Source organism: Pantoea cypripedii (genome assembly GCF_002095535.1).
Lineage (GTDB): Bacteria > Pseudomonadota > Gammaproteobacteria > Enterobacterales > Enterobacteriaceae > Pantoea > Pantoea cypripedii.
In genome coordinates this window covers 1,016,053-1,042,925 of the sequence record NZ_MLJI01000001.1, presented here as the reverse complement: position 1 = coordinate 1,042,925, position 26,873 = coordinate 1,016,053, and the positions used below count along the sequence as shown (strand labels likewise).

The following is a 26,873-nucleotide window of genomic DNA, read 5'->3' as shown; positions in this document are numbered from 1 at the left end:
GGTTCAATAAAAACCGCGCGATAAATCGCGTCGCTACAGAGGTTTATCGACGTTACGGTCGATAAACCTTCACATTGGTAAAGCCCTGCTCATGCAGATACAGCGCCTGCAAACGGCTCATCACGCCGCGATCGCAATACAGCAACCAGGTTTTGCTCTGGTCAAGATCGCCAAACTGGGTGCTGAGTTTGTAGAACGGCAGTGATTTCACTTCCACCCCTTCCAGCGCCAGTGGGGTGTCATCCTGTTCATCAATTGAACGGATATCCAGCACCACGTCATTGGCCGTGAATGACGCAACCGTCTCCACTTCCGCCACTTCTTCATCAGCCTGCTCGGCGATGTCGCGGATATCAACGTTGCTGGCTTCCTGGACCACGCGATCGAGAATGGCGAAATCGAAATGCTGTTCTTCCGCTTCGATCTTCGCTTTCACCGCTTTCACCGTCGGGCTTTTCGAAATTACGCCGCAATATTCCGGCATGGTACGGGCAAAATCTTCGGTGCCAATTTCACGCGCCAGTTTGATGATGTGTTCTTTGTCGTGCGAAATCAGCGGACGCAGAATCAGCGTATCAGAGGCGTTGTCGATCAAACGCAGGTTGGTCAGCGTCTGGCTCGATACCTGACCCAGCGCTTCGCCGGTGACCAGTGCCTGCACGCCGTAGCGCTCAGCCACCATTGACGCGGCACGCACCATCATGCGTTTCAGCACCACGCCCATCTGGCCGTCATCGACCTTCTCCAGAATCTCGCCCACCACCGGTTCAAAATTGATGGCGACAAAACGCACGCGATGCGAACGACCAAAGCGCTGCCACAGATAATGCGCCACCTGGCGTACGCCAATTTCATGCGCTGCGCCGCCGAGGTTGAAGAAGCAATAATGTACGCGGCAGCCACGACGCATCAGCATGTAGCTGGAGACGCCGGAGTCAAAGCCACCGGAAATCAGCGACAGCACATCTTCCTGGGTACCTATCGGGAAGCCACCCAGCCCTTCATAACGGCCGGTGATCAGCAACAGACGATCGTTATCAATCTCCAGATTGACCGTTTCATCCGGGTGATTCAGCTGCACACGCGCGGTTTCGATATGCTGGTTCAGACCGCCGCCGACGTAACGCTCCACATCCTGCGAGCTGAAGTCGTGTTTGCCACGGCGCTTCACACGCACACAGAAGCTTTTGCCTTCGAGGCGGTCACGATATAACGCCAGCGTCTGTTCGAAGATGTTATGCATGTCGGTGTATTCATGATCTTCCACCGCCAGCACATGATGAATGCCAGGAATGCGCGTCAGCTCGGCAACCACCGTTTCGCGCAGCGACTCATTCTTCGCCCGTACCACGATATGGTCCCAGTGGCGTACAACGGCGATGTCATCATCCAGAGTACGAAGAATGTTACGAATGTTCCCGGTCAGAATCTTGATAAAGCGCAGTCGCACCGACTGACTCTTGATGGTGATTTCGGGGAAGAGCTTGATGATAAACTTCATGGCGACACAGGTTCGTTTGGGCAAATAAGTGCTAAAAGCATCGGCACTTAGCTGTTAAAATCATATAATTGCGGGTTAAGCAGGAGCGCCCGCATCCGAGGCGCGAGAGTATATCACCTTTGTCAGGTGACTGCTTCTGCAACCGCAGTCACATTCATTATTTTGCTAATTAATCCTCGTCGGCTACCATGACCGACTGCAAGATGATGTCCCAACCTGTGAGTCGACACTGATTATGCCGAAAAAAGCCGAAGCGCCCGCCAGTTTTGAAAGCGCAATACAGCAGCTGGAACAGATCGTCAGCCGCCTGGAGAGTGGTGAGCTGCCGCTGGAAGAGGCGCTGAAAGAATTTGAACGCGGCGTTCAGCTGGCACGTAGTGGTCAGCAAACCCTGCAACAGGCAGAGCAGCGCGTGCAGATTCTGCTCAGCGATGATAAAGACGCTGCGCTCGCCCCTTTTACCCCGGAAGATAACTGATGGATTTTCCTGAACTGCTGAGCGCCTATCACGAACGGGTGAACCTTGCGCTGACGCGCCTGTTAGATCCACTTCCTTTTCAGAGTTCTCCTCTGGTGAACGCCATGCAATATGGGGCACTATTAGGCGGTAAACGTCTGCGCCCTTTTCTGGTCTACGCCACGGGTGAGATGCTGAAGGCCGATCCGGCCAGCCTGGACGCGCCCGCTGCGGCGGTTGAATGTATCCATGCTTACTCTTTAATTCATGACGATCTGCCTGCGATGGATGACGATGCGTTGCGCCGCGGGCAGCCAACCTGCCATATTAAATATGGTGAAGACACGGCGATTCTCGCTGGCGATGCCCTGCAAACTCTGGCGTTTTCTATTCTGGCCGACCAGCCTATGCCTGGCGTCAGTGCAGAAGCCCGTATTAGCATGATCTCGGAACTGGCGCAGGCCAGTGGCGTGGCAGGGATGTGCGGCGGACAGGCGCTGGATCTTGCCGCAGAAGGTAAAAACATCGACCTGGCAAAACTGGAGCAGATCCATCGCCATAAAACCGGCGCACTGATTCGCGCCGCAGTCCGCCTTGGCGCGCTGACGGCAGGTGAGCAAGGCCGCGCTGCCCTTCCGGTGCTGGACGTGTATGCTAATGCCATTGGGCTGGCGTTTCAGGTTCAGGATGACATTCTGGATGTGGTTGGTGATACCGCCGTACTGGGCAAAACCCAGGGTGCCGATGAGGCACTGGGCAAGAGTACCTATCCGGCGCTGATGGGGCTGGATAATGCCCGTCAAAAAGCCTGGGACCTCTATCAGGAGGCGCTGGGCGCGCTGGATATTCTGGCCGCGCAATCATTCAACACCACAGCATTACAAGCGCTGGCTAGCTTCATAATTGAACGCGATAAATAACTTTCATAATGAGTCTCTGATGAGTTTTGATATTGCAAAATACCCGACACTGGCGCTGGCAGGCACGGTACAGGAATTACGTTTACTGCCAAAAGAGAAGCTTCCGGCTTTGTGTGACGAGCTGCGTCAGTATCTGCTGGACAGCGTCAGCCGCTCCAGTGGTCACTTCGCTTCGGGTCTGGGCGTCGTCGAGCTAACAGTGGCGCTGCATTATGTTTACAACACCCCGTTTGACCATCTGGTGTGGGACGTAGGCCACCAGGCTTATCCGCATAAAATTCTGACCGGTCGCCGCGATCGCATCGGCACCATTCGGCAGAAAAATGGCCTGCATCCTTTTCCGTGGCGCGAAGAGAGTGAATATGACGTACTGAGCGTCGGTCACTCATCCACCTCCATCAGTGCCGCCCTGGGGATGGCTGCTGCTGCCGAGCGTGAAGGCAAAGGCCGCCGCACCGCCGCCATCATTGGCGATGGTGCGATCACCGCAGGCATGGCGTTTGAGGCCATGAACCACGCGGGCGACATCAAACCGGATATGCTGGTGGTCCTCAACGACAACGAGATGTCGATCTCTGAAAACGTGGGGGCGCTCAACAACCGTCTGGCACAAATTCTTTCCGGTAAAACCTATTCCCGCCTGCGTGAAGGCGGCAAACGGGTGCTGGGCAACCTGCCGCCGATCAAAGAACTGGTCAAACGGACCGAAGAACATCTGAAAGGCATGGTGGTACCGGGGACGCTGTTTGAAGAACTCGGTTTTAACTACATCGGCCCGGTAGACGGTCACGACGTGCTGGCACTGGTGAGTACGCTGAAGAACATGCGTGACCTGAAAGGCCCGCAGTTCCTGCACATCATGACCAAAAAAGGCAAAGGCTACGCCCCGGCGGAAGAAGATCCGATCACCTGGCACGCAGTGCCTAAATTCGATCCCGCCAGTGGCTCGTTGCCAAAAAGCGCGGGCGGTTTGCCGAGCTACTCCAAAGTGTTCGGCAGCTGGCTGTGCGAGATGGCTGCTGATGACCCCCGTCTGATGGCTATCACCCCGGCGATGCGTGAAGGCTCCGGCATGGTCGGTTTTTCCCGCGACTATCCGCAGCAATATTTCGACGTGGCGATTGCCGAACAGCACGCGGTGACCTTCGCTGCCGGGATGGCTATCGGCGGTTACAAACCGATTGTGGCGATTTACTCCACCTTCCTGCAACGTGCCTACGATCAGGTGATCCACGATGTGGCGATCCAGAAGCTGCCGGTGCTGTTTGCCATCGATCGTGGCGGTATCGTCGGCGCGGATGGACAAACCCACCAGGGTGCGTTTGATCTGGCGTATCTGCGTTGCGTTCCGGGAATGGTGATCATGACGCCAAGCGACGAGAACGAGTGTCGCCTGATGTTGTACACCGGTTACCATTATCAGGAGGGTCCGAGTGCAGTGCGTTATCCGCGCGGTACAGGCACCGGAGCAACGCTGGACCCGCTGGCAAGCCTGCCGCTGGGTAAAGGCGTGGTGAAGCGCCAGGGCGAGAAACTGGCTATTCTCAACTTCGGCACACTGCTACCCGAAGCGGCAGCAGCGGCAGAAGCACTGAATGCCACCCTGGTGGATATGCGTTTTGTTAAACCGCTGGATGAAGCGTTGATCGCTGAACTGGCGGACAGCCACGACGCGCTGATCACCCTGGAAGAAGGGGCGATCATGGGCGGCGCGGGCAGCGGCGTGAACGAGTTCGTCATGGCGAAGCGCCTCGGCATCCCGGTACTGAACCTCGGCCTGCCCGATGAGTTCATCCCGCAGGGTACCCAGGAAGAAGTGCGTCATGATTATCAGCTGGATGCTGCCGGTATTCAGCAGCAAATCACCACCTGGCTGGCACAATAGTCCCCTACCCGCTCATCGACCGATGAGCGGGCCTGCTGCTATGCTTTAGGGATCGCTTTCCCTTAAGCATGGCAGCAGGAGCCTTCATGAAAACCATCCCGTTAGGCAACACCGACTTACAGGTTTCACGCCTGTGTTTAGGCTGCATGACCTTTGGCGATCCAATGCGTGGTAATCACGCCTGGACATTGCCGGAGGAGAGTAGCCGCCCGCTGATCAAACAAGCGCTGGAAGCCGGCATTAATTTTTTCGATACCGCCAATTCCTATTCTGATGGCAGCAGTGAAGAGATTGTCGGACGGGCGCTGAAAGATTTTGCCCGCCGCGAAGATATCGTTGTCGCCACTAAGGTTTACTTTCCGCTGAGTAATTTGTCGCAGGGGTTATCCCGCAAAAATATCCTGCAATCGATTGATGACAGCCTGGCACGCCTCGGCATGGAGTATGTCGATCTGCTGCAAATTCACCGCTGGGATTACGACACGCCGATTGAAGAGACGCTGGAAGCGTTGCACGACGTGGTTAAAGCAGGTAAGGCGCGTTATATCGGCGCGTCATCGATGCATGCGGCGCAATTTGAGCAGGCGCTCCAGTTGCAGGCGCGTGAAGGCTGGGCGCGTTTTGTCAGCATGCAGGATCAATACAACCTGATTCAGCGTGAGGAAGAGAACGAAATGCATCCGCTGTGCCTGCGTGAAGGGATTGCGGTACTGCCGTGGAGCCCGCTGGCGCGCGGCAAACTGACACGCCCCTGGGGAGAAACCACCGCACGTTCCGTTTCGGATAATGTGATGGCAAAACTCTACAGCGACACCGAAGAGAATGATGCCGCCATCGCAGAGCGTCTTGCCACCATCGCCGCCGATAAAGGCGTGACGCGTGCTCAGGTCGCACTGGCGTGGCTGTTACATAAACCGGCAGTAACTGCGCCGATTATCGGTGCTTCACGCGCCGAGCAGTTTGATGAGCTGGTGAAAGCGGTGGATGTGGAGCTAAGTTCAACCGATGTCGCCGAACTGGAGACGGTGTATCAACCGCATCCCGTGGTGGGTTTCGAATAGCTTAAGCCATCGCATGCCCTAACCCGTACAAAATCGCCGCGGAAATTACCCCGGCGATAATGTCATCGACCATAATCCCCATGCCGCCATGCACATTCTGATCGAACCAGCGGATCGGCCAGGGCTTCCACATATCCAGAATGCGGAAAATGACAAAGCCCGCCAGCACCCACTGCCAGCTCATCATCGGTATCGCCATCAGCGTGATCCACATGCCGATAAACTCGTCCCAGACGATGCTGCCGTGGTCGTGAACACCCATATCTTTGGCAGTTCGGTGGCACAAATACACCCCCACGCTGATGCCGATCAGCACCACCAGGGAGTAGATCTGGAGCGGTAAAAAAGTCATCAGCCACCAGAAGGGGATCGCCGCCAGCGATCCCATGGTGCCCGGCACCACCGGGCTGAGGCCACTGCCAAATCCGGTCGCCAGCAGATGCCACGGATTGGACATGCGCAGGCGGCCTTTCGCCACATCTTTATTTAACGTCAAAGTGATCAAATCCTTTGTGATTGAAGCTCACCGGTTTGCCATGTTCCAGCAACGTGAGTCCATCCGCTTCCGGCGCTATCTGACCAATACAGGTATAGGGAACACCGAGATGGCCCAGCGCCACATCCAGCGCGCCACGATTTACTTCCGGCACGGTAAAGCACAGTTCGTAGTCTTCACCGCCAGTGAGCGCCCAGCGCTGCACCTGCGGCAGCTCGAAATGGTCACGCAGCGCCGCTGAGAGCGGCAATGCATCCAGATTGAGGCGTGCGCCAACGCGGCTGGCTTGCAGGATATGGCCGAGATCGGCGAGCAAGCCGTCCGACACATCAATGGCCGAGGTCGCCAGATTGCGCAGCCCCTGCCCCTGCAACACACGCGGCATCGGGCGCAGATGGCGTTTAATCAGGGTTTCATGCACCGCCGGATCAGACAGACGGTAGCGATGCTGCAACAGCGCCAGACCGGCTGCGCTATCGCCCAGCGTACCGGTGACAAAAATCCAGTCACCTGGCTTCGCACCGGAGCGTTTAAGCGCGCGGCCCACCGGCACCAGGCCGTGAATACCCAGCGTCATGCTTAACGGGCCACGGGTGGTATCACCGCCGATCAGCTGCATATCGTAGTAATCAAGCAGTTCGAACAGGCTATCGCTGAACGCCGCCAGCCAGCTTTCGTTGACTTCCGGCAGCGTCAGGGCCAGCGTCAGCCATGCCGGATCGGCCCCCATCGCCGCCAGATCGCTGAGGTTTACTGCGACGGCTTTGTAGCCCAAATCGGCAGGATGGATATCACGCAGGAAATGTACGCCTTCCACCAGCGTGTCGGTGCTGATGGCCAGCGTCTGTTTTTCTGGCACGTTCAGTAACGCGCAGTCATCACCAATCCCCTTCTCCACATCGCGGCGGGAGCTGGTGACGCGGTTAAAATAACGTGCGATCAGTTCGAATTCACCACAGGACATAGTCAGGTCTCAATGAAAAAAGGCCGGGAATCCGGCCTCTTGCACTATTTTCTGTTGGGTCTGATTTGTGGAGCGGCTTTATCCAGCACGCCGTTGACAAATTTATGGCTGTCTTCCGCGCCGAATACTTTTGCCAGCTCGATACCCTCGTTGATGGCCACTTTGTACGGCACATCAGCACGCTTGCTCAGCTCATACAGCGAAATACGCAGGATGGCTTTCTCAACCTGGCCCAGCTCTTCCAGCTGGCGCGACAGGTAAGGTTTCATCAAACCATCCAGGTATGCGCTGTTGGTCGCCACACCGCCCAGCAGTTCGCGGAAGTAGCTAATATCGACGTCTTTGACGTCTTGTTCCGCCAGAAACTGGTATTCCACATCGGCAATGTCGTTGTTGGACAACTGCCAGGAGTAAAGCGCCTGGACAGCGCACTCACGGGCGCGACGACGAGCAGCAGGTTTCACAAAATTCCCCTTACAAAAATCAGGCTTTGATGGCTTTCAATACGTTAATCATTTCGAGTGCAGTCAGGGCCGCTTCGGCACCTTTGTTACCCGCTTTCGTGCCGGCGCGTTCAATCGCCTGCTCGATGTTTTCTGTGGTCAGCACGCCAAAGGTCACCGGGATATCGCTGGTCATTGCCACGTTGGCGATACCTGAGCTGGCTTCACCGGCCACATATTCGAAGTGTGCAGTGCCGCCACGGATCACGGTACCCAGCGCCACGATGGCGTCATGTTTACCGGTTTTGGCCAGCGCACGCGCCGCCAGTGGCAGTTCATAAGCGCCCGGTACCCAGACGATGGTGATGTTTTCGTCTTTCACCTGGCCGATACGTTTCAGCGCATCAACCGCACCGTCCAGCAGGCTGTCATTGATGAAGTTGTTAAAACGCGCAATTACGATGGCGATGCTGGCATCAGGCGTGGCAACAGGAGCTTCGATAACTTTCATACATATCCTTCGGAGTTAAGCCCCGAGAAGGGGGCGGATTCTATCATACTCTTTGGCGACGCGCTCAGGCTTTTCAGCGCGGGGTCAGGGTCAGACGCAGGTCTTCGCCCACCAGGCGCACATCGCTAAAATTCAGGGCAGGAACATCGGCAAGACGCTCCAGACCCGGCAGTTCACACAGGCCGCGCGCGGCGTTACCCAGCAACTTCGGTGCCAGATAAATAATCAGCTCATCCACCAACCCGGCTTGTAACAACGCACCGGCAAGCGATGCCCCGGCTTCAACCCAGACGCTGTTAATCTGGCGCTGACCCAGCAACATCATCATTGCCACCAAATCCAGCTGGCCTTCACGCTGCGGCACGGCAATCTGGCTGACGCTTGCAGGCCAGGCCTGTTGATCCGCCTGGCTGCGCATCAGCCAGGTTTCGCCCGGCTGGTCAATCAACTGATGTTGCGGCGTCACACGCTGCTGACTATCGATCACCACCCGCACCGGCTGGCGCAGCTGGTTTTCATCCAGTTGCTGGCGGATTTCGTCATTCAGTTCACCCCAGCGCACCGTCAGCGACGGGTTATCCGCCAGCACCGTGCTGCTGGTGCTAAGAATAGCCGAACTTTGGGCACGAAAACGTTGCACATCGCGCCTTGCCGCAGCAGAAGTGATCCACTGGCTTTCGCCGCTGGACATCGCGGTGCGGCCATCCAGCGAGGCACCCAGTTTGAGCTGGATCCACGGAAATCCGGTACGCATGCGTTTCAGGAAGCCGCGATTGAGTGCTTCAGCCTCATTCATCATCAAACCGTGGCTCACCTCAATGCCTGCCTGCTGCAAACGGTAAAGACCTCGACCGGCTACCTGCGGATTGGGATCCTGCATCGCAGCCACTACGCGGCTGACACCGGCGGCGATCAACGCATCACAACAAGGCGGGGTCCGGCCATGATGGCTACAGGGTTCGAGAGTGACATAGGCGGTAGCGCCACGGGCTTTATCGCCAGCCATGCGCAGCGCATGAACTTCTGCGTGGGGTTCTCCGGCACGCTGATGCCAGCCTTCACCGACAATCTCGCCATCACGCACAATCACACAGCCGACATTGGGGTTCGGTGTGGTAGTAAAACGTCCGCGACGTGCCAGTTCCAGCGCGCGCGCCATATAGCGTTCGTCGGTCATGAATTAATCCTGTAAGCGGGCGATCTCTTCGCCAAAATCACGAATATCTTCAAAACTGCGGTAAACCGACGCGAAACGGATGTAAGCCACTTTATCGAGCTTCTTCAGTTCATCCATCACCAGATTGCCGATCAGTTTACTGGGAATTTCGCGCTCACCGGTGGCGCGCAGCTGCGTTTTAATATGATTAACCGCGCTTTCCACCGCATCGGCGCTGACCGGACGCTTCTCCAGCGCCTTCATCATGCCGCTGCTGAGCTTATCTTCGTTAAAGGGTTCACGCACATCGTTGCTTTTTACCACACGCGGCATCACCAGCTCAGCCACTTCAAAGGTGGTAAAACGCTCATGACACACCAGACACTGGCGACGACGACGCACTGAGGAGCCTTCACTGACCAGGCGCGAATCGATCACTTTGGTGTCCACAGCGGAGCAGAATGGGCAATGCATGACGTTTCCTGTCGCGAGAATTTGGGCCATACAGTGTAGCGCCGATCTCGATTTCAACAAAATGCGTTGACATGAAAAGGACGGTAATGGTTAAAACAGCGTGATTAATCACGCCGCTACGATACAGTGCACGGGTTGTCGCGGCGCGATTTATCGCGCAACATGAGGTTTTCCCAACAATGGAAAGGACATTGCATGACGATCAGGATGTTATGGGTGCCGGCAGCGCTTTCTTTGCTGGTTTTGAGTGGTTGTAGTTCAACCCCGGTTTCACCGCAGGTCAAACAACTGCATCGGGAAGTCAGTCAGCTTAATCAGCAAATGCGTCAGCTAACCAATCAGGCCAGCGCGCTGGAAATTCAGGGGCAGTTGAATAGCCAATCCAGCCAGGGTGCATGGTTGCTACCCCAGGCCAACACGCCGGTGGAGCTGCAAACCCAACTGGGCAAATTACGCCTGTCACTCACACGCGTAGAGGGTGAAGCCAGCGGCAGTCGTGCCAATCTGAATATTCGCTCAACGGACGACAAACCGGTTCCGGCGCTGAACGCCACCGTGGTCTGGGGTGAAATGGACCCGGCCAGCGGCAAACCGCTGAATGCAGACAGCCTGAGCCAGACCATCAGCGTGCCCGCCAGCCTGATGCCACGCAGTTCCGTGACCGTACCGCTGCGCCTCAGCGGACTGTCTCCTGAGCAACTCGGTTATGTCCGTGTTCATGATGTGACCAGCGCAACGACACCCTGATCGCCAGTGAGTTTGCAGTGATTCGTAGCGGCGCGATTTATCGCGCTGTTTTTCTGCGCTGTGATTAAAACAGCGCGATAAATCGCGCTGCTACTGAAATGCGGAACAGCTGTCTCACTCTTTTTTTCTGTTAAGCCTGCATTCAATAAGTCTGATAGCTATGGGATAACCAATAATCGTCGTTAATGTGCAAATGATGAGTAAAACAATGCCGACAAACCCCTCGACATCATTTTCACCAAACAAATTTGCTGCCTTATTCCAGAACGCATATTCACTCGTAGTGGCGGGAGACGACGGACGTACCAACAAAAACGAGATAATGAATAGCGTTACGCCAATCGCTATCTTAAACCCCATCGGGACACGTCGGGCTGCCATGCAAAATCACCTCGATCATTCCATAGGACATCATGCCATTACTTAGCTTAATCAGTTTCGTTGCCATTAACGCCTGACGAATTGCAATAAAATCAGTACGATGCTGCAACGTGATACACCCCAAAGAAACCCCCATAGGCCCAGGGGGATGCAATCTGAAATTACCTCGCTTTACCCCATTTATCCAAGTGTCATCGTTAATTGTTCCATCATCTCGAAACAGTGCAAACCATTCATGTTTATTAACTGGCGTTGATGTAGGCCATGAATACATATCCTGAAGGTCAGTGCGAATAATACCTTTTAGCCCCCCACTCGGACGCTTAACAATGTGGTAGCGCCCCCCAGGTATTGGCCCGAGATTTGGCACACCTACACAACCAACCTTGTTACGGTACTGGTCTTTACCGGAATAGGCCATGAAGGTGCCTATCCCGTAAAACATTAATGGGCAGAAATCGGCATCGTTGATAACAAACTTTCCTTGTATAGCCATACACTAAAGTTCCTTTTCAAATAATCGAACAAACCCGACAAGTAATAAACCACAGTTACAATATGGTTAAAGTGATGGAAATGTATACTCTTTTGATGCATTAACCAGAGTCAAATCACATTGAATTGAAAAGTCGCCATTCAATTGAATAACTGAATTCTGGATGTGAGGAGGAAAAGCTAAGGAGAATGGTAAAAGTGCACATGGATTGGATAAAAAAAACCGCATCCAAACCAGGATGCGGTTTACTTCAACGCTTTTACTGTCGCAAATTACGGCATGATAGAAGGCTGATCGGCGCCCTCTTTCTCCACTTTCTGCACCAGCATATGTTCACGCTTCATGCCCAGTTTCAGCGCCAGCGCTGAAGAGACATAGATTGATGAGATGGTACCAATGGTCACACCAATCAACATGGTCAGCGAGAAACCTCTCAGCAGGGCACCACCAAAGATGAACAGGATCAGGATCATCGCCAGCGTGGTCAGCGAGGTGATCAGGGTACGGCTCAGCGTCTGGGTCAGCGACACGTTGGTGATATCGTAAGAAGAACCGCGACGGATCTTGCGGAAGTTCTCACGAATACGGTCGGAAACCACGATTTTGTCGTTGAGCGAGTAACCAATCACCGACATCAGTGACGCGACGATAGTCAGGTCGATCTCGATGTGCGCCAGCGACAAAATGCCGCAGGTGATGATCACGTCGTGCGCCAGCGCCAGTACGGTGCCCAGTGCCAGACGCCACTCAAAACGAATACCGATATAGATCAGAATCGCAAGCAGTGCCGACATCAGCGCCATCGCCCCCGCCTGCGCCAGATCGCTGCCCACGCTCGGCCCAACGAACTCGATACGCTTCACGGTAGCATTCTGCTGTGCGGTTTCGTTAATCACCGACACCACTTTGTTGCCCAGTTCCTGACCCGCCGGACCCTGGACCGGAGCCATGCGTACCATCACGTCACGGCTGCTGCCAAAGTTCTGCACCAGGGGTTCCTGGAAGCCTGCTTTCACCAGCGCAACACGCAGGGTATCCAGCTCGGCTGGTTTTTCCAGGTTGATCTCAATCACCGTCCCGCCGGTAAAGTCGAGGCCCCAGTTGAAGCCTCGCACGCTGACAATGGCGATAGACGCCAGAATCAGCAAACCAGAGATGATGAAAGCCAGCGTGTCCCAGCGCATAAAGTCAACGACCTTACGCCCATGGTTCAGCTGTTCAATACTGTATTCCTGTGCCACAACGCACTCCTTAGATAGACAGCTTGTTGATGCGTTTGCCGCCGTACACCAGGTTAACGATGGCACGGGTGCCGACGATAGCGGTAAACATGGAGGTAGCGATACCGATAGCCGTGGTGATCGCAAAACCTTTGATTGAACCGGTACCGACCGCATAAAGAATGATGACTTTAATCAGCGTGGTCACGTTAGCATCGACGATACTGGAGAAGGCACCTTTGTACCCCTCATGAATCGCCTGCTGCACGGAACGTCCGTTACGCAACTCTTCTTTAATACGTTCGTTAATCAGTACGTTCGCATCCACCGCTACCGCCAGCGTCAGCACGATACCGGCAATACCCGGCATGGTGAGCGTAGCCCCCGGCAGCAGTGACATGATGCCGACAATCAGCACCAGGTTACACAGCAGAGCACTGGTGGCGATCAGACCGAATTTCTTATAGAACACCACCATAAAGATGATGGAAGCGATCAGACCCCACAGGCAGGCTTCGAGACCTTGTGTGATGTTCTGCTGACCCATAGTTGGGCCGATGGTACGCTCTTCCACAATCTGAATCGGCGCAATCAGCGCACCGGCACGCAGCAGCAGCGACAGCTGACGAGCTTCGTTCGGGTTGCTGATACCGGTGATACGGAAGCTGTTACCGAGGCGCGACTGAATGTTCGCCACGTTAATCACTTCTTCCTGTTTCACCAGAATCGCACGACCGTTGGCATCTTTCTTACCACTGTCCTTGTACTCCACAAACAGGGTCGCCATCGGCTTACCGATGTTGTCCTTGGTGAAGTTAGACATGATGTTACCGCCCGCGCCATCCAGTGAAATGTTCACCTGAGGCTGGTTGTACTCATCCATGCTGGATGTGGAATCCGTGATGTGGTCACCGGTCAGAATCACACGTTTGTACAGCACAACCGGCTGACCATCACGCGTCATTTTCACTTCAGAGTCACCCGGAACACGGCCACTGGCCGCGGCGCTCGGGTCAACGGTGGTGTTAACCAGACGGAATTCGAGGGTAGCAGTCGCACCCAGAATCTCTTTGGCACGCGCAGTGTCCTGAATACCCGGCAACTCAACCACGATGCGGTCAGAACCCTGACGCTGTACCAGCGGTTCGGCTACGCCGAGTTGGTTAACACGGTTACGCAGGATGTTGATGTTCTGCTGAACCGCATACTCACGCGCTTCGCTCAGGCGAGCATCGGTCATCACCGCACGCAAGGTATCGCTACCCTGGCTTGAGATCACCAGATCACGGTGACGCGACGACAGATAGCTAATGGCCGCATCACGGCTGGTGCCGTCACGGAAACGGATTTCCACGCCATAGTTCGCGATTTTATTCACGGTAACGTAGGGGATGCCCTTATCGCGCAGGTCACTGCGCAGGCCGTCGGCGTTCTGCTCCTGCAGTTTGCCCAGGGCGGTATCCATATCCACTTCCATCAGGAAGTGTACGCCGCCGCGCAGATCAAGACCGAGTTTCATCGGTTCTGCGGACAGCATGCTCAGCCAGCGCGGGGTAGCCGGAGCCAGGTTGAGCGCAACAACGTAGTTCTCGCCAAGCACATTAGTAATCGCTTCACGGGCGCGCAGCTGCACATCCGTATTAGCAAAGCGCGCAAGAATCGCGCCATTTTCCAGAACGAGGGATTTGCTCTGAATATTATCTTTTTGTAATGCAGTCTGGATCTGATCCAACGTTTGCTCACTGGCGGCGCCACCGCGCGCACCAGTGATTTGAACGGCCGGATCCTCACCATAAAGGTTGGGAAGCGCATAGAGCAGGCCGACGAGAATCACGACGACCAGCATGATGTACTTCCACAAAGGATAACGGTTTAACACGGCAGTTTCCTTCGGGAAGAAAAAATTACAGCGCCTTCATGGTGCCTTTCGGCAGAACGGCAGCCACGAAATCACGTTTGATTACTACTTCAGTGGTGTCGTTCAGGGCGATAGAGATGTAGCCAGTTTCTGCTACTTTGGTCACGCGACCCACTAAACCACCGCTGGTCAGCACTTCATCCCCCTTGGAGATGGAATCCATCAATTTCTTGTGATCTTTCGAACGCTTCTGCTGCGGACGCAGAATCATGAAGTAAAAGATCAGACCAAAGACCACCAGCATGATCACCAGAGAATAAGGACTTCCCTGAGACGGTGCGCCTGCTGCAGCCACAGCGTCAGAAATGAAAAAGCTCATTAAATTTCCCTCATTGATGAATTATCAGACGTTTAACGGTGGAACCGCTTTGCCCGTCCGTTGATAGAACTCGCTAACAAAGTGCTCTAATTTACCCTCTTCGATAGCCTTGCGTAAACCCGCCATCAGACGCTGGTAATAGCGCAGATTGTGGATAGTGTTCAGACGTGCGCCCAGTATTTCGTTACAGCGATCGAGATGATGCAAGTATGCACGGCTGTAATTGCGACAGGTGTAACAATCACACTCGGCATCGAGTGGCGAGGTATCATCTTTATGCTTCGCATTACGGATTTTCACCACGCCATCGGTGACGAACAAATGACCGTTACGCGCGTTACGCGTCGGCATAACGCAGTCAAACATATCGATACCGCGACGAACGCCTTCCACCAGATCTTCCGGCTTGCCAACGCCCATCAAATAACGCGGTTTGTCGTGCGGAATTTGCGGACAGACGTGTTCCAGGATACGGTGCATGTCTTCTTTTGGCTCACCCACCGCCAGGCCGCCCACAGCGTACCCATCAAAGCCAATCTCTACCAGACCCTTGACGGAGACATCACGTAAATCTTCGTAAACACTGCCCTGAATAATGCCAAACAGCGCATTTTTGTTGCCAAGTGAGTCAAAACGGTCACGGCTGCGTTTTGCCCAGCGCAGCGACATCTCCATTGAGCGCTTCGCGTAGTCCCAATCCGCCGGGTAAGGCGTACATTCATCAAAGATCATGACGATATCGGAACCGAGGTCGAACTGAATCTCCATCGACTTTTCCGGATCGAGGAAAATCGGATCGCCATTGATCGGGTTACGGAAATGCACACCGGCTTCGGTGATCTTACGGATATCACCCAGGCTGAACACCTGGAAACCGCCCGAATCGGTGAGGATAGGTCCTTTCCACTGCATGAAATCATGTAGATCGCCATGCAGCTTCATGATTTCCTGCCCTGGGCGCAGCCAGAGGTGGAAGGTGTTGCCGAGGATAATTTGTGCACCGGTATCCTGGACTTCTTCCGGCGTCATGCCTTTTACCGTGCCATAGGTGCCCACTGGCATAAATGCCGGGGTTTCCACCACACCACGATCAAAAACCAGACGGCCACGGCGTGCGCGCCCGTCAGTAGTATCTAACTCAAATTTCACAATTACCTCATCAGAGAGACAGTCTGATTTTTAAATCCCGACGCTTTCGTCAGGTGCATTCATATTACGGGTGATGAACATGGCATCCCCGTAGCTAAAGAAACGGTACTGCTCCGCGACCGCCGCATGATAGGCCGCCATGGTGTGCTGATAACCGGCAAACGCCGACACCAGCATAATCAGGGTGGATTCCGGCAGATGGAAATTGGTGATAAGCGCATCGATCACCTGGTACTGATAACCGGGATAGATAAAGATCTGGGTATCATCGAAGAACGGCGCAATCAGCGCATCCTTGCTTGCCTGCGCTGCACTTTCCAGCGACCGCACCGAGGTGGTGCCAACCGCCACCACTTTATTACCCCGTGCTTTACAGGCCAGCACCGCATCCACCACGTCCTGCGGCACTTCGGCGTATTCCGCGTGCATGGTGTGATCTTCGATGGTTTCCACCCGCACCGGCTGGAATGTGCCCGCCCCCACGTGCAGCGTGACAAACGCCATCTCGACGCCTTTGGCTTTCAGCGCCTCAAGTAAAGGCTCGTCAAAGTGCAGGCCCGCCGTCGGCGCGGCTACCGCCCCCGGACGCGCGCTGTATACCGTCTGGTACAACTCACGGTCGGCATCTTCATCCGGACGGTCAATATAAGGCGGCAGCGGCATATGGCCGACGCTATTCAGGATATCCAGCACTGCACGGTCATCTTCAAATACGATCTCGAACAACGCATCATGGCGCGCCACCATGGTTGCTTTGACGCTTTCATCATCGCCCAGCAATAATTCGGTACCCGGCTTCGGTGCTTTGGAGGCTCGCACATGCGCCAGCACGCGCTTATCATCCAGCATGCGCTCCACCAGCATTTCAATTTTGCCACCGCTGGCCTTGCGACCAAAAACGCGCGCGGGAATGACACGGGTGTTGTTGAAGACCAACAGATCGCCCGGATTGAGTTTATCCAGTACATCGGTAAACACACCGTGGCTGAGCGCACCGCTCGGGCCATCCAGCGACAACAGACGGCAACCGCTACGCTGCGCCTGGGGATAATGGGCGATCAAAGATTCCGGCAACTCAAAGGCAAAATCGGCTACACGCATACTTCACTTCTTCAGGACTAAAAACAGGCGGCATAGTTTAGCGGAAAAGCGACTAATTCTGAACAACTGGCTGCGTCTCGTTGATTCTGGCTATAATGCGCCATGAACTTTCTTGCTCACCTTCATCTGGCCCATCTGGCTGACAGCTCACTGCTCGGTAACTTAATGGCCGACTTTGTGCGCGGTAACCCGCATGAGGACTGGCCGACCCCGGTTGCCGATGGCATCCGGATGCACCGTCGTATCGACGTTATGACCGATAATCTGCCGGAAGTACGCGAAGCGCGTCAGTGGTTTCGTGCCGAAACCCGACGTGTCGCCCCGATTACGCTGGACGTTATCTGGGACCATTTCCTCGCCCTGCACTGGGATAAAATGCATCCGCAACAATCGCTGGTGGCCTTCACTGCCGCTGCCGAGCGCGAAATTGTGCCGCAGTTAAACGGCACGCCGGAAGGCTTTATCGAGCTAAACAGCGTGATGTGGCGCGAGCACTGGTTTGAACATTATGCAGAACCCACGCGTCTTGAACGGGTGCTGAACGGCATGGCTCTGCGCCGTCCGCGCCTTAAAGCACTGCGTGATTCTTATCAGGACTTCGTTGAGCACTATGCCGGGCTGGAGCAACAGTTCTTCCAGTTCTATCCGCGCATGATGGCGCTGGCCCGCACGCAACAGCTATAACGCATTCCGAATCCATCGCCCCTCTTGCCAGCCGCTTTTATCTGCGGCTTAATGAAGCCTTTCTTAACTTTCGTTACCTGGATCACACAGCCAATTCGCCTGTCCGGGCGGTTTAATCTATTTCGCCTGTCGCAAATCATAAGAGGGAAAGATGTCATCAGCATCACTTACTGAACTTGACGCGCGTTATCACTATGCCTGTGATGTCGCTAAAGCTGCCGCCAGTCGCGCGCTTTCCTGGTATCAGCAGCGCCACCAACTGGTGATTGAGCATAAAAAGGACCTTCAGGATGTGGTCAGTGAAGCCGATCGCAATGTGGAACAACTGATTAAATCCCTGATTGCCGAACGTTTTCCTGAAGACGCGGTGCTGGGCGAAGAGAGTGGCGGCGAAACGGAAGGTGCGCGCTTTGTCTGGGTGGTGGATCCGATTGATGGCACCAGCTGTTTTATTAATGGTTTGCATAACTGGTGCGTGTCGCTGGCCATCGTATGTGAAAATGAAGCGGTGATTGGCGTGGTGTGCGATCCCAATCATCACGAATTGTTTCACGCCTGCCGCGGCAAAGGTGCCTGGGTTAATGACAAACGTATCCAGGTACATAGCGCCCGGCAGCTGGATCAGGGGGTGCTGGGGATTAGCAGCTCCAACAGCCAGCCACCAGAACCTCTTACAAACTTTATTTCTGCCCTGCTGCAACAGGGTGGCATGTTTATCCGTACCGGCTCGGGTGCACTGATGAGCGCCTGGGCCGCTGCCGGGCGTCTGATCGGCTATTTTGAAGCCCATATGCACCCGTGGGACGGTTTGCCGGGCATCGTCCTGATGCGTGAAGCAGGCGGCGTCACTAATGATTATCTGCGCCACGACGGGCTAAAAAACGGTAATCCGGTGCTGCTCACCAATGCGACGCTCTATCCACAGCTGAAAGCGATGCTGCCAGCCTCCTCTGCCCGCTTATAAAAGGATTCACCGATGTCCATGCGATCGTCTTTGCTGCTGGTCAGTGCGCTGTGGCTGTTGATCGGTAGCAGTCAGGCTGCCGATCACTACCAGCTGGAAAAAGTGGTGGAGCTCAGCCGACACGGTGTGCGCCCTCCTACCCCCGGCAATCGCAAAGAGATCGAAGCGGTGACCGCTCGCCCCTGGACACGCTGGGTCACTGCCGACGGTGAACTGACCGGGCACGGTTACGCCGCCGTGGTGAATAAAGGTCGCTGGGAAGGCGAGCATTATCGACAGCTCGGTCTGCTGCCCCTGGGTTGCCCGACGGGCGACGAAATTTACGTGCGGGCCAGCCCGCTACAGCGCACTCGCGCCACCGCAGAGGCACTGGTTGATGGCGCATTTCCTGGCTGTGGGGTCGCGATACATCATGTTGATGGTGCTACCGACCCGCTGTTCCAGTCGGAGGATTTGCCCTTTGCTGACCTCGATCCCTCCCGGGAACATGCCGCGATGGTGGCCAAAGCCGGTGATCTGGCGGCACTGCAACAGCAGCTGCAACCCGCCGTGCAGCTGCTTAAACAGGCGGTTTGCGCGCCCGGTAACGACTGCGCCCAGTTTGATCGCCCGTGGCAGCTGAAACAAACCAAAAAAGGACATACTTACGTACAGGGCCTGAGCGTGCTGGCCAGTATGGTGGAAACGCTGCGGCTGGGCTGGAGCGAGAACCTGCCGCTCAACCAGCTGGCATGGGGCAATATCACCGCCGCCAGCCAGATCACCGCGCTGTTACCGATTTTGACCGCCAGCTATGATCTCAGCAACGATGTCCCTTATCTGGCACAGCGCCGTGGTTCGATTTTGCTGGATGCCATTATCAAAGGGCTGGAACAGGGTGTCAGCCCGGTGCAGAACGCGTCACCGAACACCCGCTGGCTACTGCTGGTGGCGCACGATACCAATATCGCTCGTGTGCGAACGCTGATGAACTTCAGCTGGCAGTTGCCGGGCTATGCCCGTGGCAATGTCCCACCCGGCAGTAGCCTGGTGTTCGAACGCTGGCGCGACATGCAAACCGGCGAGCGTTTTTTGCATATCTACTTCCAGGCCCAAAGTCTGGATGATCTGCGGCACTTAGCCCCGGTGGACGATCGCCATCCGTTGCTGCGTGAGGAGTGGCATGAGAAAAACTGTCGGATTACCGATGTCGGTACCTTGTGTCCTTATCAATCGACGTTGCGTACCTTCAGCCAGGCACTGGATAAGCAAGCGATAATCCCCGTCAATTACCCACAATAACCCGTTATTTATACTCACACGGCTTATCAGATAAAAAAGACAATCATTAAGTTTGTGTGAGTAATTCGCAGGGTCGTCTGAGAATTATCTATATTTTCCGTCAGAGGTACGCATTTCGTTTACCTCGCGTTAACCTTTAAACGTCAATCATCCCTTGATTCATTATTTTTTTACCCTTGTTTTTCGGCGACAGGATGCGCCGATTTATTTTTTTCGCCTCAGGCGTCAGGATATTTAAGAGCAACGGGTGGCCTTATGACCAAATCGGGTAATTTCGGTTATCGCGCGGATATTGACGGCCTGCGCGCCGTCGCGATTTTATCAGTGGTGTTGTTCCATTCAGGTGTGACCTTCCTGCCCGGCGGTTTTATTGGCGTAGATATCTTCTTTGTTATTTCTGGCTTTTTAATTGGTGGCATTATCAGCCGGGAAATAACCGAAGCGCGTTTCTCCTTTTATCAATTCTACTTACGACGTATCCGACGTATCGCCCCGGCATTGTTTTTTATGATGGCGATCCTGCTATTACTCGGCTACCTCCTGCTTTCCCCGCTCGAATTCAGCCAGCTGGCAAAATATAGCGTAGCGGTATTTATTTCCGTACCCAACATGCTGCTGATGAAAAGTGGTGACTACTTCAGCACCGATTCCGATTTAAACCCGCTGCTGATGACCTGGTCACTCGGCATCGAAGAACAGTTCTACGTGGTGTTGCCCTTTATTTTGCTGCTGACCGCACGCTTCAAACGCTCCATGCCAGCGGTGATTCTGCTGATCAGCATCGCCTCGTTAATCGCCTGCCTGTGGATGACCCCGGTTAACAGCACCCGTGCGTTCTATCTGCTGCCGACCCGCGCCTGGGAGCTGGGTGCCGGGGTGCTGCTGGCGCTGTGGCAACCACAGCCAATACAGGGACGCGCCGCTAACTTGTGTAATCTGCTCGGCTGGCTGCTGATTGTGGCCTCCGCCATGCTGCTGGCCAACAACAGTGACTTCCCCGGCTGGCTGGCGATGATTCCGGTGGCGGCAGGTTGCCTGATGATCGGCGCGCGCGGTCGCCTGAACCAGCTGCTGCTGGAAAACCGCGTCATGCGCTTTATCGGCACCGTCTCCTACTCCTGGTATTTATGGCACTGGCCGCTGCTCAGCCTGGCGCGCATTTGTAGCGATCATCCGTTAACGGTTTGGCAGGGCCTGACCATTAGCGCCCTGGCATTACTGATTGCCTGGATCTCCTGGCGCTTTGTCGAGCAACCTTTCCGTCATCCGCAGCGCGCCACCCGCCTGGTGATCCCGGTTTACTGCGCCTCCTCACTGCTGGCCGCCGGGGCGATGGTGATCCTGTGGCAAACCGGCGGCCTGAAGTATCGCGTCAGCGAACAGGTGGTCAACGGTGAGTCGTGGAAAATTTCAGCGCAGCGCAACCCTTGTCTGCTGGACTACGGCGCTAATTTCCCGTCATTGAATGCGCAATGCCATCCGGACACCGATCAACCGGGTATTGCCTTAATCGGCGATAGCCATGCCGCCGCGCTGCGCACCTCGGTCGCGGGTTATGCGTTGCGCCAGCACAAGCCGCTGTTTCAGCTAACCAAAGCCTCCTGTCCGTTTTTCATTGATGTGACACGGGTGGTGGTTCAGGAACCCGCCCATGCCCAGCAGTGCGTCGATTTTAATCGCGAAGTACTGAAAATGGTGCTGAGTGACAAGATTGATGAAGTGGTGATCAGTGCTTACTGGGCATCCGGTATGAGCATCCTGCCTGGCTCCGGTTTTCGTGAGCTGGCGCATCCGGAAAAAAGCAATCTGGAGGCGTTAAAATTCGGTATGGATAAGGTGGTTGCGGCACTGCAACAGGCCGGGAAGAAAGTCACCATCATTGAGGATGCCCCATCGCTGGATATCGATCCCCTGCGCTACAGCAACAACCGTAATATCCCGATTCGTCGTGAACTGAGCGACTGGCTGGGACGCTGGGATACCCCGCCATTGAGCACGGCACGCACCAAACTCTTCCAGTACCCGGAAGCGGCGGTGGACAAATTGCTGCAAAGCTATGCACAGCAGGGCGTGCGGGTGCTGTCTTTGCGTGAAAATCTTTGTAATGACCATGGTTGCCTGTTTGCCAATGGCGGATTGCCGTTGTATTACGACAACAACCATCTCAGCCCCTATGGCGGCGAGATTGCGTTAGGAAAGAACTGGTGAGAAACCACAAAAATACGTAGCGGCGCGATTTATCGCGCAATGCCGGGGCGGGTATACACCGTCACTGGACAAAACAAAAACAACGCGATAATCGCGCCGCTAACCCCTAAATAAAATTGGGCGGCCCAGGCCGCCCAATTTATTATTTATTTCGCTTCGCCAGCGGCCATGCCAGCATCAGCAGCACTATCCAGGCAAAACCGACATACAGCGACACGCGTGTATCCGGGAAGTAACCAATCAGGGCGATGATAAAGGCAAGGAACACCACCCCAACCCACGCCGTGGCACTGCCACCGGGTAAGGCAAACTTCAGCTTACCCACTTCCTGCGGGCTAATCTTGCGGCGGAAGGCAATCTGCGACAGCAGAATCATGATCCATACCCAGACGGTAGCAAAGGTCGCCAGTGAGGCGATCACCAGAAAGACTTTCTCCGGCATCAGGTAGTTGAGATAGACCGCCACCAGCATGGCAAGCATCATCACCAGCACCGTGACCCACGGAATGCCGCGTTCTGAGACCTTCATAAACATCTTCGGTGCATGGCCCTGCTGCGCCATGCCGTGCAGCATACGTCCGACACCAAATACGTCACTGTTGATCGCTGACAGGGAGGCAGTCAGCACCACGAAGTTGAGGATCGACGCCGCTGCGGCAATACCGAGATGCTGGAAGGTCAGCACAAAGGGACTGCCAGAAGTACCGACCTGATTCCACGGGTAGATCGACATAATCACAAACAGCGTACCCACGTAGAACACCAGAATACGCCAGGGTACCGAGTTGATGGCGCGCGGAATCGACTTCTCCGGATCCTTCGCTTCACCGGCAGTGATACCGATGATTTCAATCCCGCCGTAGGCAAACATCACCATCTGCAACGACAGCAACATCCCCACCACGCCATGCGCAAAGAAGCCGCCGTTGGTCCACAGATTATGGATACCGGTTGGCTGCCCACCGTTGCCAATGCCCCAGAAGATCATGCCGAAACCGGCGAGAATCATCACGATAATGGTGGCGACTTTGAAGAAGGAGAACCAGAACTCCACTTCACCAAACACCTTCACACTCATCAGGTTGATTGCGCCGATAATCAGCACCACGCTCAGCACCCAAATCCAGTGCGGAACCTCGGGGAACCACACCCCCATGTAGATACCAAAAGCCGTCACGTCGGCGATCGCCACAATCAGAATCTCGAAGCAATAAGTCCAGCCAGTGATGTAACCGGCCAGCGGGCCAAGATAATCCTGCGCATAGCGCGAAAATGAACTGGCCTGCGGATTGTTGACCGACATCTCACCCAGCGCACGCATGATCACATACGCCACCGCGCCGCCAATGATGTACGCCAGCAACACGCTGGGACCGGCCATTTTGATGGCATCAGCCGAGCCATAAAACAGCCCGGTGCCGATCGCTGACCCCAGCGCCATAAAACGGATATGGCGCGTGCTCAGTCCGCGTTTGAGCTTATTGGTTTCTTGCATAACAACAGTACCTTGCAAATGAAAAAACCACGGGCAGGCCCGTGGTCGAAATTAACAGCAATGTCGCTTACTGGTGAACGGCGACTTGTTCGCGTCCTTTTACGCGATCCACCACCGCCGCGATCAGCAGCATCACCAGCGAAGGCGGCAACCAGGAAAGTCCCTGATCGGCCAGCGGCAGGTGCTGACTGAATAACGGCAGCGCGTCTTTAAAACTGGTGGTTTTGATGGCATCAATAATACCGAACAGCAGGCTGACCAGCATCGCCGGAGCGATAATGCGGCTGCTTTTGTTCCACCAGCTCAGGGTGAAGCTCAGCACTACCAGCACGATGCACGGCGGATAAATGGCCGTCAGCACCGGAATCGAAATCTGGATCAGATGGCTCAGGCCGAGGTTCGACACCACCATAGAGAACAGACCGAGGATAAAGACCAGGGCTTTATACGATAACGGCAGGTATTGCGCAAAAAATTCTGCACAGGCACAGGTCAGGCCAACAGCCGTCACCATACAGGCCACGAAGATCAGCGCAGCCAGGAAGAAGCTACCCATGCCACCGAAAGTCTGTTGTACATAAGCATGCAGAATCGCCGCGCCGTTGGCATTCTGATCAACAATCGCGCCGCTGTCTGAACCCAGCTTGAACAGGCAGAGATAAACCAGCGTCAGACCGACACCGGCGATGATTCCGGCCAGCATGGTGTAACGGGTCAGCAGGCGCGCATCTTCCACACCGCGTGAACGGGCAGCGTTGACGATAACAATACCGAACACCAGCGCGCCCAGCGTATCCATGGTCAGATAGCCGTTAACAAAACCGCTGGAGAAGGCAGCACGCTGATAATCCGCCGTCGCCGGAGAAAGACCACCGGCTGGCCACAGCAGCGCGGCGATGCCCAGCACCGTCAGCGCAACAATTTTCAGTGGCGCAAGAAAATGGCCCACGGTATCCAGCAATTTGCCCGGATAGAGGGAAATGACGATCACCAGCGAGAAGTAGATCAGGCTGTAGATAAACAGCGGCAGCGCGCCATCACCGGTCAGCGGGGCAATGCCCACTTCAAAGGATACGGTTGCGGTACGCGGCGTCGCGAACAGCGGGCCAACAGCCAGATAGCACACGGTCGCCAGCAGCAGACCGGCAGCTTTGCCAATCGGCGAGCTAAGGGCATCGATACCGCCGCCAACACGCGCCAGGGCGATGACGGTCATCACCGGCAGACCTACCGCGGTAATCAGAAAACCAATCGCGGCAGTCCAGACGTGTTCGCCAGACTGAATACCGACCATTGGTGGGAAAATGATGTTTCCTGCGCCGACAAACAGGGCAAACGTCATGAAGCCCAGCGCGAGGATATCCTTCGGGGTTAAACGATATGTCATAAACTTCTGTACTGCCTGTAACTGATGTTGCGGTGGAAGTTGGGTTCGTGTTGTCCCCTGACCGCGCTAAAAACAACGACTTATCAGGCAATGCCAGTGCGTTATGCTCGCCGTATACTCAAAGCGCAGGTGATTTAAACTGCTTTTCTTCTGTTCACAGAGGGATGGATTGACAACGGGCCGTAGTAAAACGTTTATAGCGAAGAAAGGCAATACGGGATCGGAAAACCAGAAGGATATATCACGAATCAGGTAAAAAGCAGTGAATCAGTATAGATAAGGTCGATAACGCATCAGATGATTTGCTGAAACTTTCCACAGCGCGAGAGAAATCCGCGCAAAACCCGCCTTTTACATGCACAAAAGGCGCGATTTACGCGCCTGTTTGCACAACTTTACAGCATCACCACACCTGATTTGCGATGTCGACCACGAGGCGAATTTTTTGCCACTGCTGCTCTTCGCTCAGGCTGTTGCCCTCTTCGGTGGAAGCAAAACCACACTGCGGGCTGAGACAAATCTGCTCCAGGCTGACGAATTGCGCCGCTTCCTGCAAACGCGCTTTCACCTGTGCCGGATCCTCCAGTTCACCGGTTTTGGTGGTAATCAGGCCCAGTACCACCTGCTGATGGCCCGGCTTGATAAAACGCAGCGGCTCAAAACCACCTGAACGCTCGTTGTCATATTCGAGGAAGAAAGCATCGATATTCACACCGCCAAACAGGATTTCAGCCACCGGCTCATAGCCGCCTTCCGAGATCCAGGTGGAACGGAAGTTGCCGCGACAGACATGCAGGCCCACTGTCAGATCCGCCGGTTTACCTTCCAGCGCCGTATTCAGCACCTGAGCGTAGATGTGCGCCAGTTCCTGTGGATCTTCACCACGTTCACGGATCTGCTGTTGCTGATCCATCGAGCACAGGTAAGCCCAGACGGTATCATCCAGTTGCAGATAACGGCAGCCCGCAGCGTAAAACGCCTTGATGGCATCTTTGTAGGTTTGCGCCAGATCGGCGAAATAGTCTTTCAGATCCGGATAGACGGTGGCATCGATCACTTTACGACCACCACGGAAGTGCAGCACACTCGGGCTGGGGATGGTCATCTTCGGCACCGCATCACCGGCAATGCTTTGCAGGAAGCGGAAATGTTCCAGCATCGGGTGATGGGGGTTAAACGCCACTTTGCCGGTCACTTTAACGCCACGCGCTTTGGTCTGCACGCCGTTGAATTGAATGCCCTGCTCGGCTTCGTAACGCTCCACACCCAGCAGGCCGTCAAAGAAGTCGAAGTGCCACCAGGCGCGACGGAATTCACCATCAGTCACCACTTTCAGGCCGTTGGCACGCTGCTGCTCCACCACATGGCGGATGGCATCATCTTCTACCTGACGCAGCTGGGCGGCATCAATCTCACCCTGAGCAAACTGCTCACGCGCCTGCTTGATCGCAGCGGGACGTAGAAAACTGCCGACAGTATCGGCACGGAACGGGGCGGTAACTCGTTGCATGATCACTCCTGGCTAAAGCCGTAAACGCATGGTTGCGTCAGGTAATAATTTCGTCCGGTTATCTTTAGCCATCTGGATGGCTATATGGCCAAGGAGAGTGACATGCTGAGTGAGATTGGGCAAACGAAGAAAATTCAGGTGACAT

26 protein-coding genes are annotated in these 26,873 nt (G+C 55.0%); 9 read left to right on the top strand and 17 right to left on the bottom strand.

The features are described 5' to 3' along the window. Positions 1–52: 52 nt before the first annotated feature. Positions 53–1,501 carry a tRNA uracil 4-sulfurtransferase ThiI gene (thiI, locus tag HA50_RS04670; protein ID WP_084873125.1) on the bottom strand — a complete coding sequence of 483 codons (1,449 nt, stop codon included), beginning with the start codon at positions 1,499–1,501 and terminating at the stop codon, positions 53–55. 235 nt (positions 1,502–1,736) lie between these two features. On the opposite strand from thiI, the gene xseB reads away from it, so the two are divergent. The 4 genes from xseB to HA50_RS04650 all read left to right on the top strand — a co-directional run bounded on the left by xseB (position 1,737) and on the right by HA50_RS04650 (position 5,824). After that, positions 1,737–1,979 (top strand): exodeoxyribonuclease VII small subunit, encoded by a 243-nt coding sequence (gene xseB, locus HA50_RS04665; RefSeq protein WP_084873123.1) that lies wholly within the window; start codon positions 1,737–1,739, stop codon positions 1,977–1,979. Further along, a complete protein-coding gene (gene ispA / locus HA50_RS04660; RefSeq protein ID WP_084873121.1) occupies positions 1,979–2,878 on the top strand; it encodes a (2E,6E)-farnesyl diphosphate synthase in 900 nt (299 codons plus the stop codon). Before xseB ends, ispA begins: the two co-directional genes overlap by 1 nt. A gap of 19 nt (positions 2,879–2,897) precedes the next feature. Continuing rightward, the gene (dxs, locus tag HA50_RS04655) at positions 2,898–4,763 is read left to right on the top strand and encodes a 1-deoxy-D-xylulose-5-phosphate synthase (RefSeq protein WP_084873119.1); all 1,866 of its coding nucleotides are present in this window, start codon (positions 2,898–2,900) and stop codon (positions 4,761–4,763) included. A gap of 86 nt (positions 4,764–4,849) precedes the next feature. Continuing rightward, positions 4,850–5,824 carry an aldo/keto reductase gene (locus HA50_RS04650; protein WP_084873117.1) on the top strand — a complete coding sequence of 325 codons (975 nt, stop codon included), beginning with the start codon at positions 4,850–4,852 and terminating at the stop codon, positions 5,822–5,824. Between the two features lies 1 nt (position 5,825). Here HA50_RS04650 and pgpA read toward each other — a convergent pair whose 3' ends face one another. The 6 genes from pgpA to nrdR form a co-directional block, all read right to left on the bottom strand. Next, positions 5,826–6,320 (bottom strand): phosphatidylglycerophosphatase A, encoded by a 495-nt coding sequence (pgpA, locus tag HA50_RS04645; RefSeq protein ID WP_084873115.1) that lies wholly within the window; start codon positions 6,318–6,320, stop codon positions 5,826–5,828. Further along, the gene (thiL, locus tag HA50_RS04640) at positions 6,307–7,284 is read right to left on the bottom strand and encodes a thiamine-phosphate kinase (RefSeq protein ID WP_084873113.1); all 978 of its coding nucleotides are present in this window, start codon (positions 7,282–7,284) and stop codon (positions 6,307–6,309) included. The genes pgpA and thiL overlap by 14 nt, the downstream gene beginning before the upstream one ends. Positions 7,285–7,328: 44 nt before the next feature. Further along, entirely contained in the window at positions 7,329–7,748 is a 420-nt protein-coding gene (nusB, locus tag HA50_RS04635) for a transcription antitermination factor NusB (protein WP_084873111.1), read from the bottom strand. Between the two features lie 19 nt (positions 7,749–7,767). After that, positions 7,768–8,238, bottom strand: coding sequence for a 6,7-dimethyl-8-ribityllumazine synthase (gene ribH / locus HA50_RS04630; protein WP_084873109.1), 471 nt, complete (start codon positions 8,236–8,238; stop codon positions 7,768–7,770). 73 nt (positions 8,239–8,311) lie between these two features. Next, entirely contained in the window at positions 8,312–9,415 is a 1,104-nt protein-coding gene (gene ribD / locus HA50_RS04625) for a bifunctional diaminohydroxyphosphoribosylaminopyrimidine deaminase/5-amino-6-(5-phosphoribosylamino)uracil reductase RibD (RefSeq protein WP_084873107.1), read from the bottom strand. Between the two features lie 3 nt (positions 9,416–9,418). Continuing rightward, positions 9,419–9,868 carry a transcriptional regulator NrdR gene (nrdR, locus tag HA50_RS04620; RefSeq protein ID WP_021185864.1) on the bottom strand — a complete coding sequence of 150 codons (450 nt, stop codon included), beginning with the start codon at positions 9,866–9,868 and terminating at the stop codon, positions 9,419–9,421. Positions 9,869–10,063: 195 nt separating this feature from the next. On the opposite strand from nrdR, the gene HA50_RS04615 reads away from it, so the two are divergent. Next, positions 10,064–10,615 (top strand): SadB/YajI family lipoprotein, encoded by a 552-nt coding sequence (locus HA50_RS04615; RefSeq protein ID WP_084873105.1) that lies wholly within the window; start codon positions 10,064–10,066, stop codon positions 10,613–10,615. A gap of 114 nt (positions 10,616–10,729) precedes the next feature. Here HA50_RS04615 and HA50_RS04610 read toward each other — a convergent pair whose 3' ends face one another. The 7 genes from HA50_RS04610 to queA form a co-directional block, all read right to left on the bottom strand. Beyond that, positions 10,730–10,996 (bottom strand): hypothetical protein, encoded by a 267-nt coding sequence (locus tag HA50_RS04610; RefSeq protein ID WP_084873103.1) that lies wholly within the window; start codon positions 10,994–10,996, stop codon positions 10,730–10,732. Next, the gene (locus HA50_RS04605; protein ID WP_084873100.1) at positions 10,965–11,492 is read right to left on the bottom strand and encodes a DUF2778 domain-containing protein; all 528 of its coding nucleotides are present in this window, start codon (positions 11,490–11,492) and stop codon (positions 10,965–10,967) included. The genes HA50_RS04610 and HA50_RS04605 overlap by 32 nt, the downstream gene beginning before the upstream one ends. A gap of 272 nt (positions 11,493–11,764) precedes the next feature. Beyond that, positions 11,765–12,733: a protein translocase subunit SecF gene (secF, locus tag HA50_RS04600; RefSeq protein WP_084873098.1), complete on the bottom strand. Its 969-nt coding sequence runs from the start codon at positions 12,731–12,733 to the stop codon at positions 11,765–11,767. A gap of 10 nt (positions 12,734–12,743) precedes the next feature. Further along, positions 12,744–14,591: a protein translocase subunit SecD gene (gene secD, locus HA50_RS04595; RefSeq protein ID WP_084873096.1), complete on the bottom strand. Its 1,848-nt coding sequence runs from the start codon at positions 14,589–14,591 to the stop codon at positions 12,744–12,746. 25 nt (positions 14,592–14,616) lie between these two features. Beyond that, positions 14,617–14,949, bottom strand: a complete 333-nt coding sequence (gene yajC, locus HA50_RS04590; RefSeq protein WP_084873094.1) for a preprotein translocase subunit YajC — start codon at positions 14,947–14,949, stop codon at positions 14,617–14,619. A 24-nt stretch (positions 14,950–14,973) separates the two neighbouring features. Further along, positions 14,974–16,098 carry a tRNA guanosine(34) transglycosylase Tgt gene (gene tgt, locus HA50_RS04585; RefSeq protein WP_084873092.1) on the bottom strand — a complete coding sequence of 375 codons (1,125 nt, stop codon included), beginning with the start codon at positions 16,096–16,098 and terminating at the stop codon, positions 14,974–14,976. 30 nt (positions 16,099–16,128) lie between these two features. Further along, complete coding sequence (gene queA / locus HA50_RS04580) at positions 16,129–17,199, bottom strand: tRNA preQ1(34) S-adenosylmethionine ribosyltransferase-isomerase QueA (RefSeq protein ID WP_084873090.1); 1,071 nt, start codon at positions 17,197–17,199, stop codon at positions 16,129–16,131. A 102-nt stretch (positions 17,200–17,301) separates the two neighbouring features. Between queA and HA50_RS04575 the strand changes: the two genes are divergently transcribed. The 4 genes from HA50_RS04575 (at position 17,302) to HA50_RS04560 (ending at position 22,336) form a co-directional block, all read left to right on the top strand. Continuing rightward, positions 17,302–17,883: an ACP phosphodiesterase gene (locus tag HA50_RS04575; RefSeq protein ID WP_084873088.1), complete on the top strand. Its 582-nt coding sequence runs from the start codon at positions 17,302–17,304 to the stop codon at positions 17,881–17,883. A gap of 151 nt (positions 17,884–18,034) precedes the next feature. Continuing rightward, a complete protein-coding gene (locus HA50_RS04570) occupies positions 18,035–18,847 on the top strand; it encodes an inositol monophosphatase family protein (protein WP_084873087.1) in 813 nt (270 codons plus the stop codon). A gap of 18 nt (positions 18,848–18,865) precedes the next feature. Next, positions 18,866–20,128, top strand: coding sequence for a histidine-type phosphatase (locus HA50_RS04565; RefSeq protein WP_084878333.1), 1,263 nt, complete (start codon positions 18,866–18,868; stop codon positions 20,126–20,128). Between the two features lie 255 nt (positions 20,129–20,383). Then, the gene (locus tag HA50_RS04560) at positions 20,384–22,336 is read left to right on the top strand and encodes an acyltransferase family protein (protein ID WP_084873084.1); all 1,953 of its coding nucleotides are present in this window, start codon (positions 20,384–20,386) and stop codon (positions 22,334–22,336) included. Positions 22,337–22,478: 142 nt separating this feature from the next. Here HA50_RS04560 and proY read toward each other — a convergent pair whose 3' ends face one another. From proY to HA50_RS04545, 3 genes are all read right to left on the bottom strand, one after another. Continuing rightward, complete coding sequence (gene proY / locus HA50_RS04555; RefSeq protein ID WP_084873082.1) at positions 22,479–23,831, bottom strand: proline-specific permease ProY; 1,353 nt, start codon at positions 23,829–23,831, stop codon at positions 22,479–22,481. A gap of 67 nt (positions 23,832–23,898) precedes the next feature. Continuing rightward, a complete protein-coding gene (gene brnQ, locus HA50_RS04550; RefSeq protein ID WP_084873080.1) occupies positions 23,899–25,218 on the bottom strand; it encodes a branched-chain amino acid transporter carrier protein BrnQ in 1,320 nt (439 codons plus the stop codon). A gap of 403 nt (positions 25,219–25,621) precedes the next feature. Then, positions 25,622–26,728: a cobalamin-independent methionine synthase II family protein gene (locus HA50_RS04545; RefSeq protein WP_084873078.1), complete on the bottom strand. Its 1,107-nt coding sequence runs from the start codon at positions 26,726–26,728 to the stop codon at positions 25,622–25,624. Between the last annotated feature and the right edge of the window lie 145 nt (positions 26,729–26,873).

Coding starts and splice junctions, on each gene's coding strand:
- thiI (WP_084873125.1), bottom strand. CDS start 1,501: ATGAAGTTTATCATCAAGCTCTTCCCCGAAATCACCATCAAGAGTCAG.
- xseB (WP_084873123.1), top strand. CDS start 1,737: ATGCCGAAAAAAGCCGAAGCGCCCGCCAGTTTTGAAAGCGCAATACAG.
- ispA (WP_084873121.1), top strand. CDS start 1,979: ATGGATTTTCCTGAACTGCTGAGCGCCTATCACGAACGGGTGAACCTT.
- dxs (WP_084873119.1), top strand. CDS start 2,898: ATGAGTTTTGATATTGCAAAATACCCGACACTGGCGCTGGCAGGCACG.
- HA50_RS04650 (WP_084873117.1), top strand. CDS start 4,850: ATGAAAACCATCCCGTTAGGCAACACCGACTTACAGGTTTCACGCCTG.
- thiL (WP_084873113.1), bottom strand. CDS start 7,284: ATGTCCTGTGGTGAATTCGAACTGATCGCACGTTATTTTAACCGCGTC.
- ribH (WP_084873109.1), bottom strand. CDS start 8,238: ATGAAAGTTATCGAAGCTCCTGTTGCCACGCCTGATGCCAGCATCGCC.
- ribD (WP_084873107.1), bottom strand. CDS start 9,415: ATGACCGACGAACGCTATATGGCGCGCGCGCTGGAACTGGCACGTCGC.
- nrdR (WP_021185864.1), bottom strand. CDS start 9,868: ATGCATTGCCCATTCTGCTCCGCTGTGGACACCAAAGTGATCGATTCG.
- HA50_RS04615 (WP_084873105.1), top strand. CDS start 10,064: ATGACGATCAGGATGTTATGGGTGCCGGCAGCGCTTTCTTTGCTGGTT.
- HA50_RS04610 (WP_084873103.1), bottom strand. CDS start 10,996: ATGGCAGCCCGACGTGTCCCGATGGGGTTTAAGATAGCGATTGGCGTA.
- HA50_RS04605 (WP_084873100.1), bottom strand. CDS start 11,492: ATGGCTATACAAGGAAAGTTTGTTATCAACGATGCCGATTTCTGCCCA.
- yajC (WP_084873094.1), bottom strand. CDS start 14,949: ATGAGCTTTTTCATTTCTGACGCTGTGGCTGCAGCAGGCGCACCGTCT.
- queA (WP_084873090.1), bottom strand. CDS start 17,199: ATGCGTGTAGCCGATTTTGCCTTTGAGTTGCCGGAATCTTTGATCGCC.
- HA50_RS04575 (WP_084873088.1), top strand. CDS start 17,302: ATGAACTTTCTTGCTCACCTTCATCTGGCCCATCTGGCTGACAGCTCA.
- HA50_RS04570 (WP_084873087.1), top strand. CDS start 18,035: ATGTCATCAGCATCACTTACTGAACTTGACGCGCGTTATCACTATGCC.
- HA50_RS04565 (WP_084878333.1), top strand. CDS start 18,866: ATGCGATCGTCTTTGCTGCTGGTCAGTGCGCTGTGGCTGTTGATCGGT.
- HA50_RS04560 (WP_084873084.1), top strand. CDS start 20,384: ATGACCAAATCGGGTAATTTCGGTTATCGCGCGGATATTGACGGCCTG.
- proY (WP_084873082.1), bottom strand. CDS start 23,831: ATGCAAGAAACCAATAAGCTCAAACGCGGACTGAGCACGCGCCATATC.
- brnQ (WP_084873080.1), bottom strand. CDS start 25,218: ATGACATATCGTTTAACCCCGAAGGATATCCTCGCGCTGGGCTTCATG.
- HA50_RS04545 (WP_084873078.1), bottom strand. CDS start 26,728: ATGCAACGAGTTACCGCCCCGTTCCGTGCCGATACTGTCGGCAGTTTT.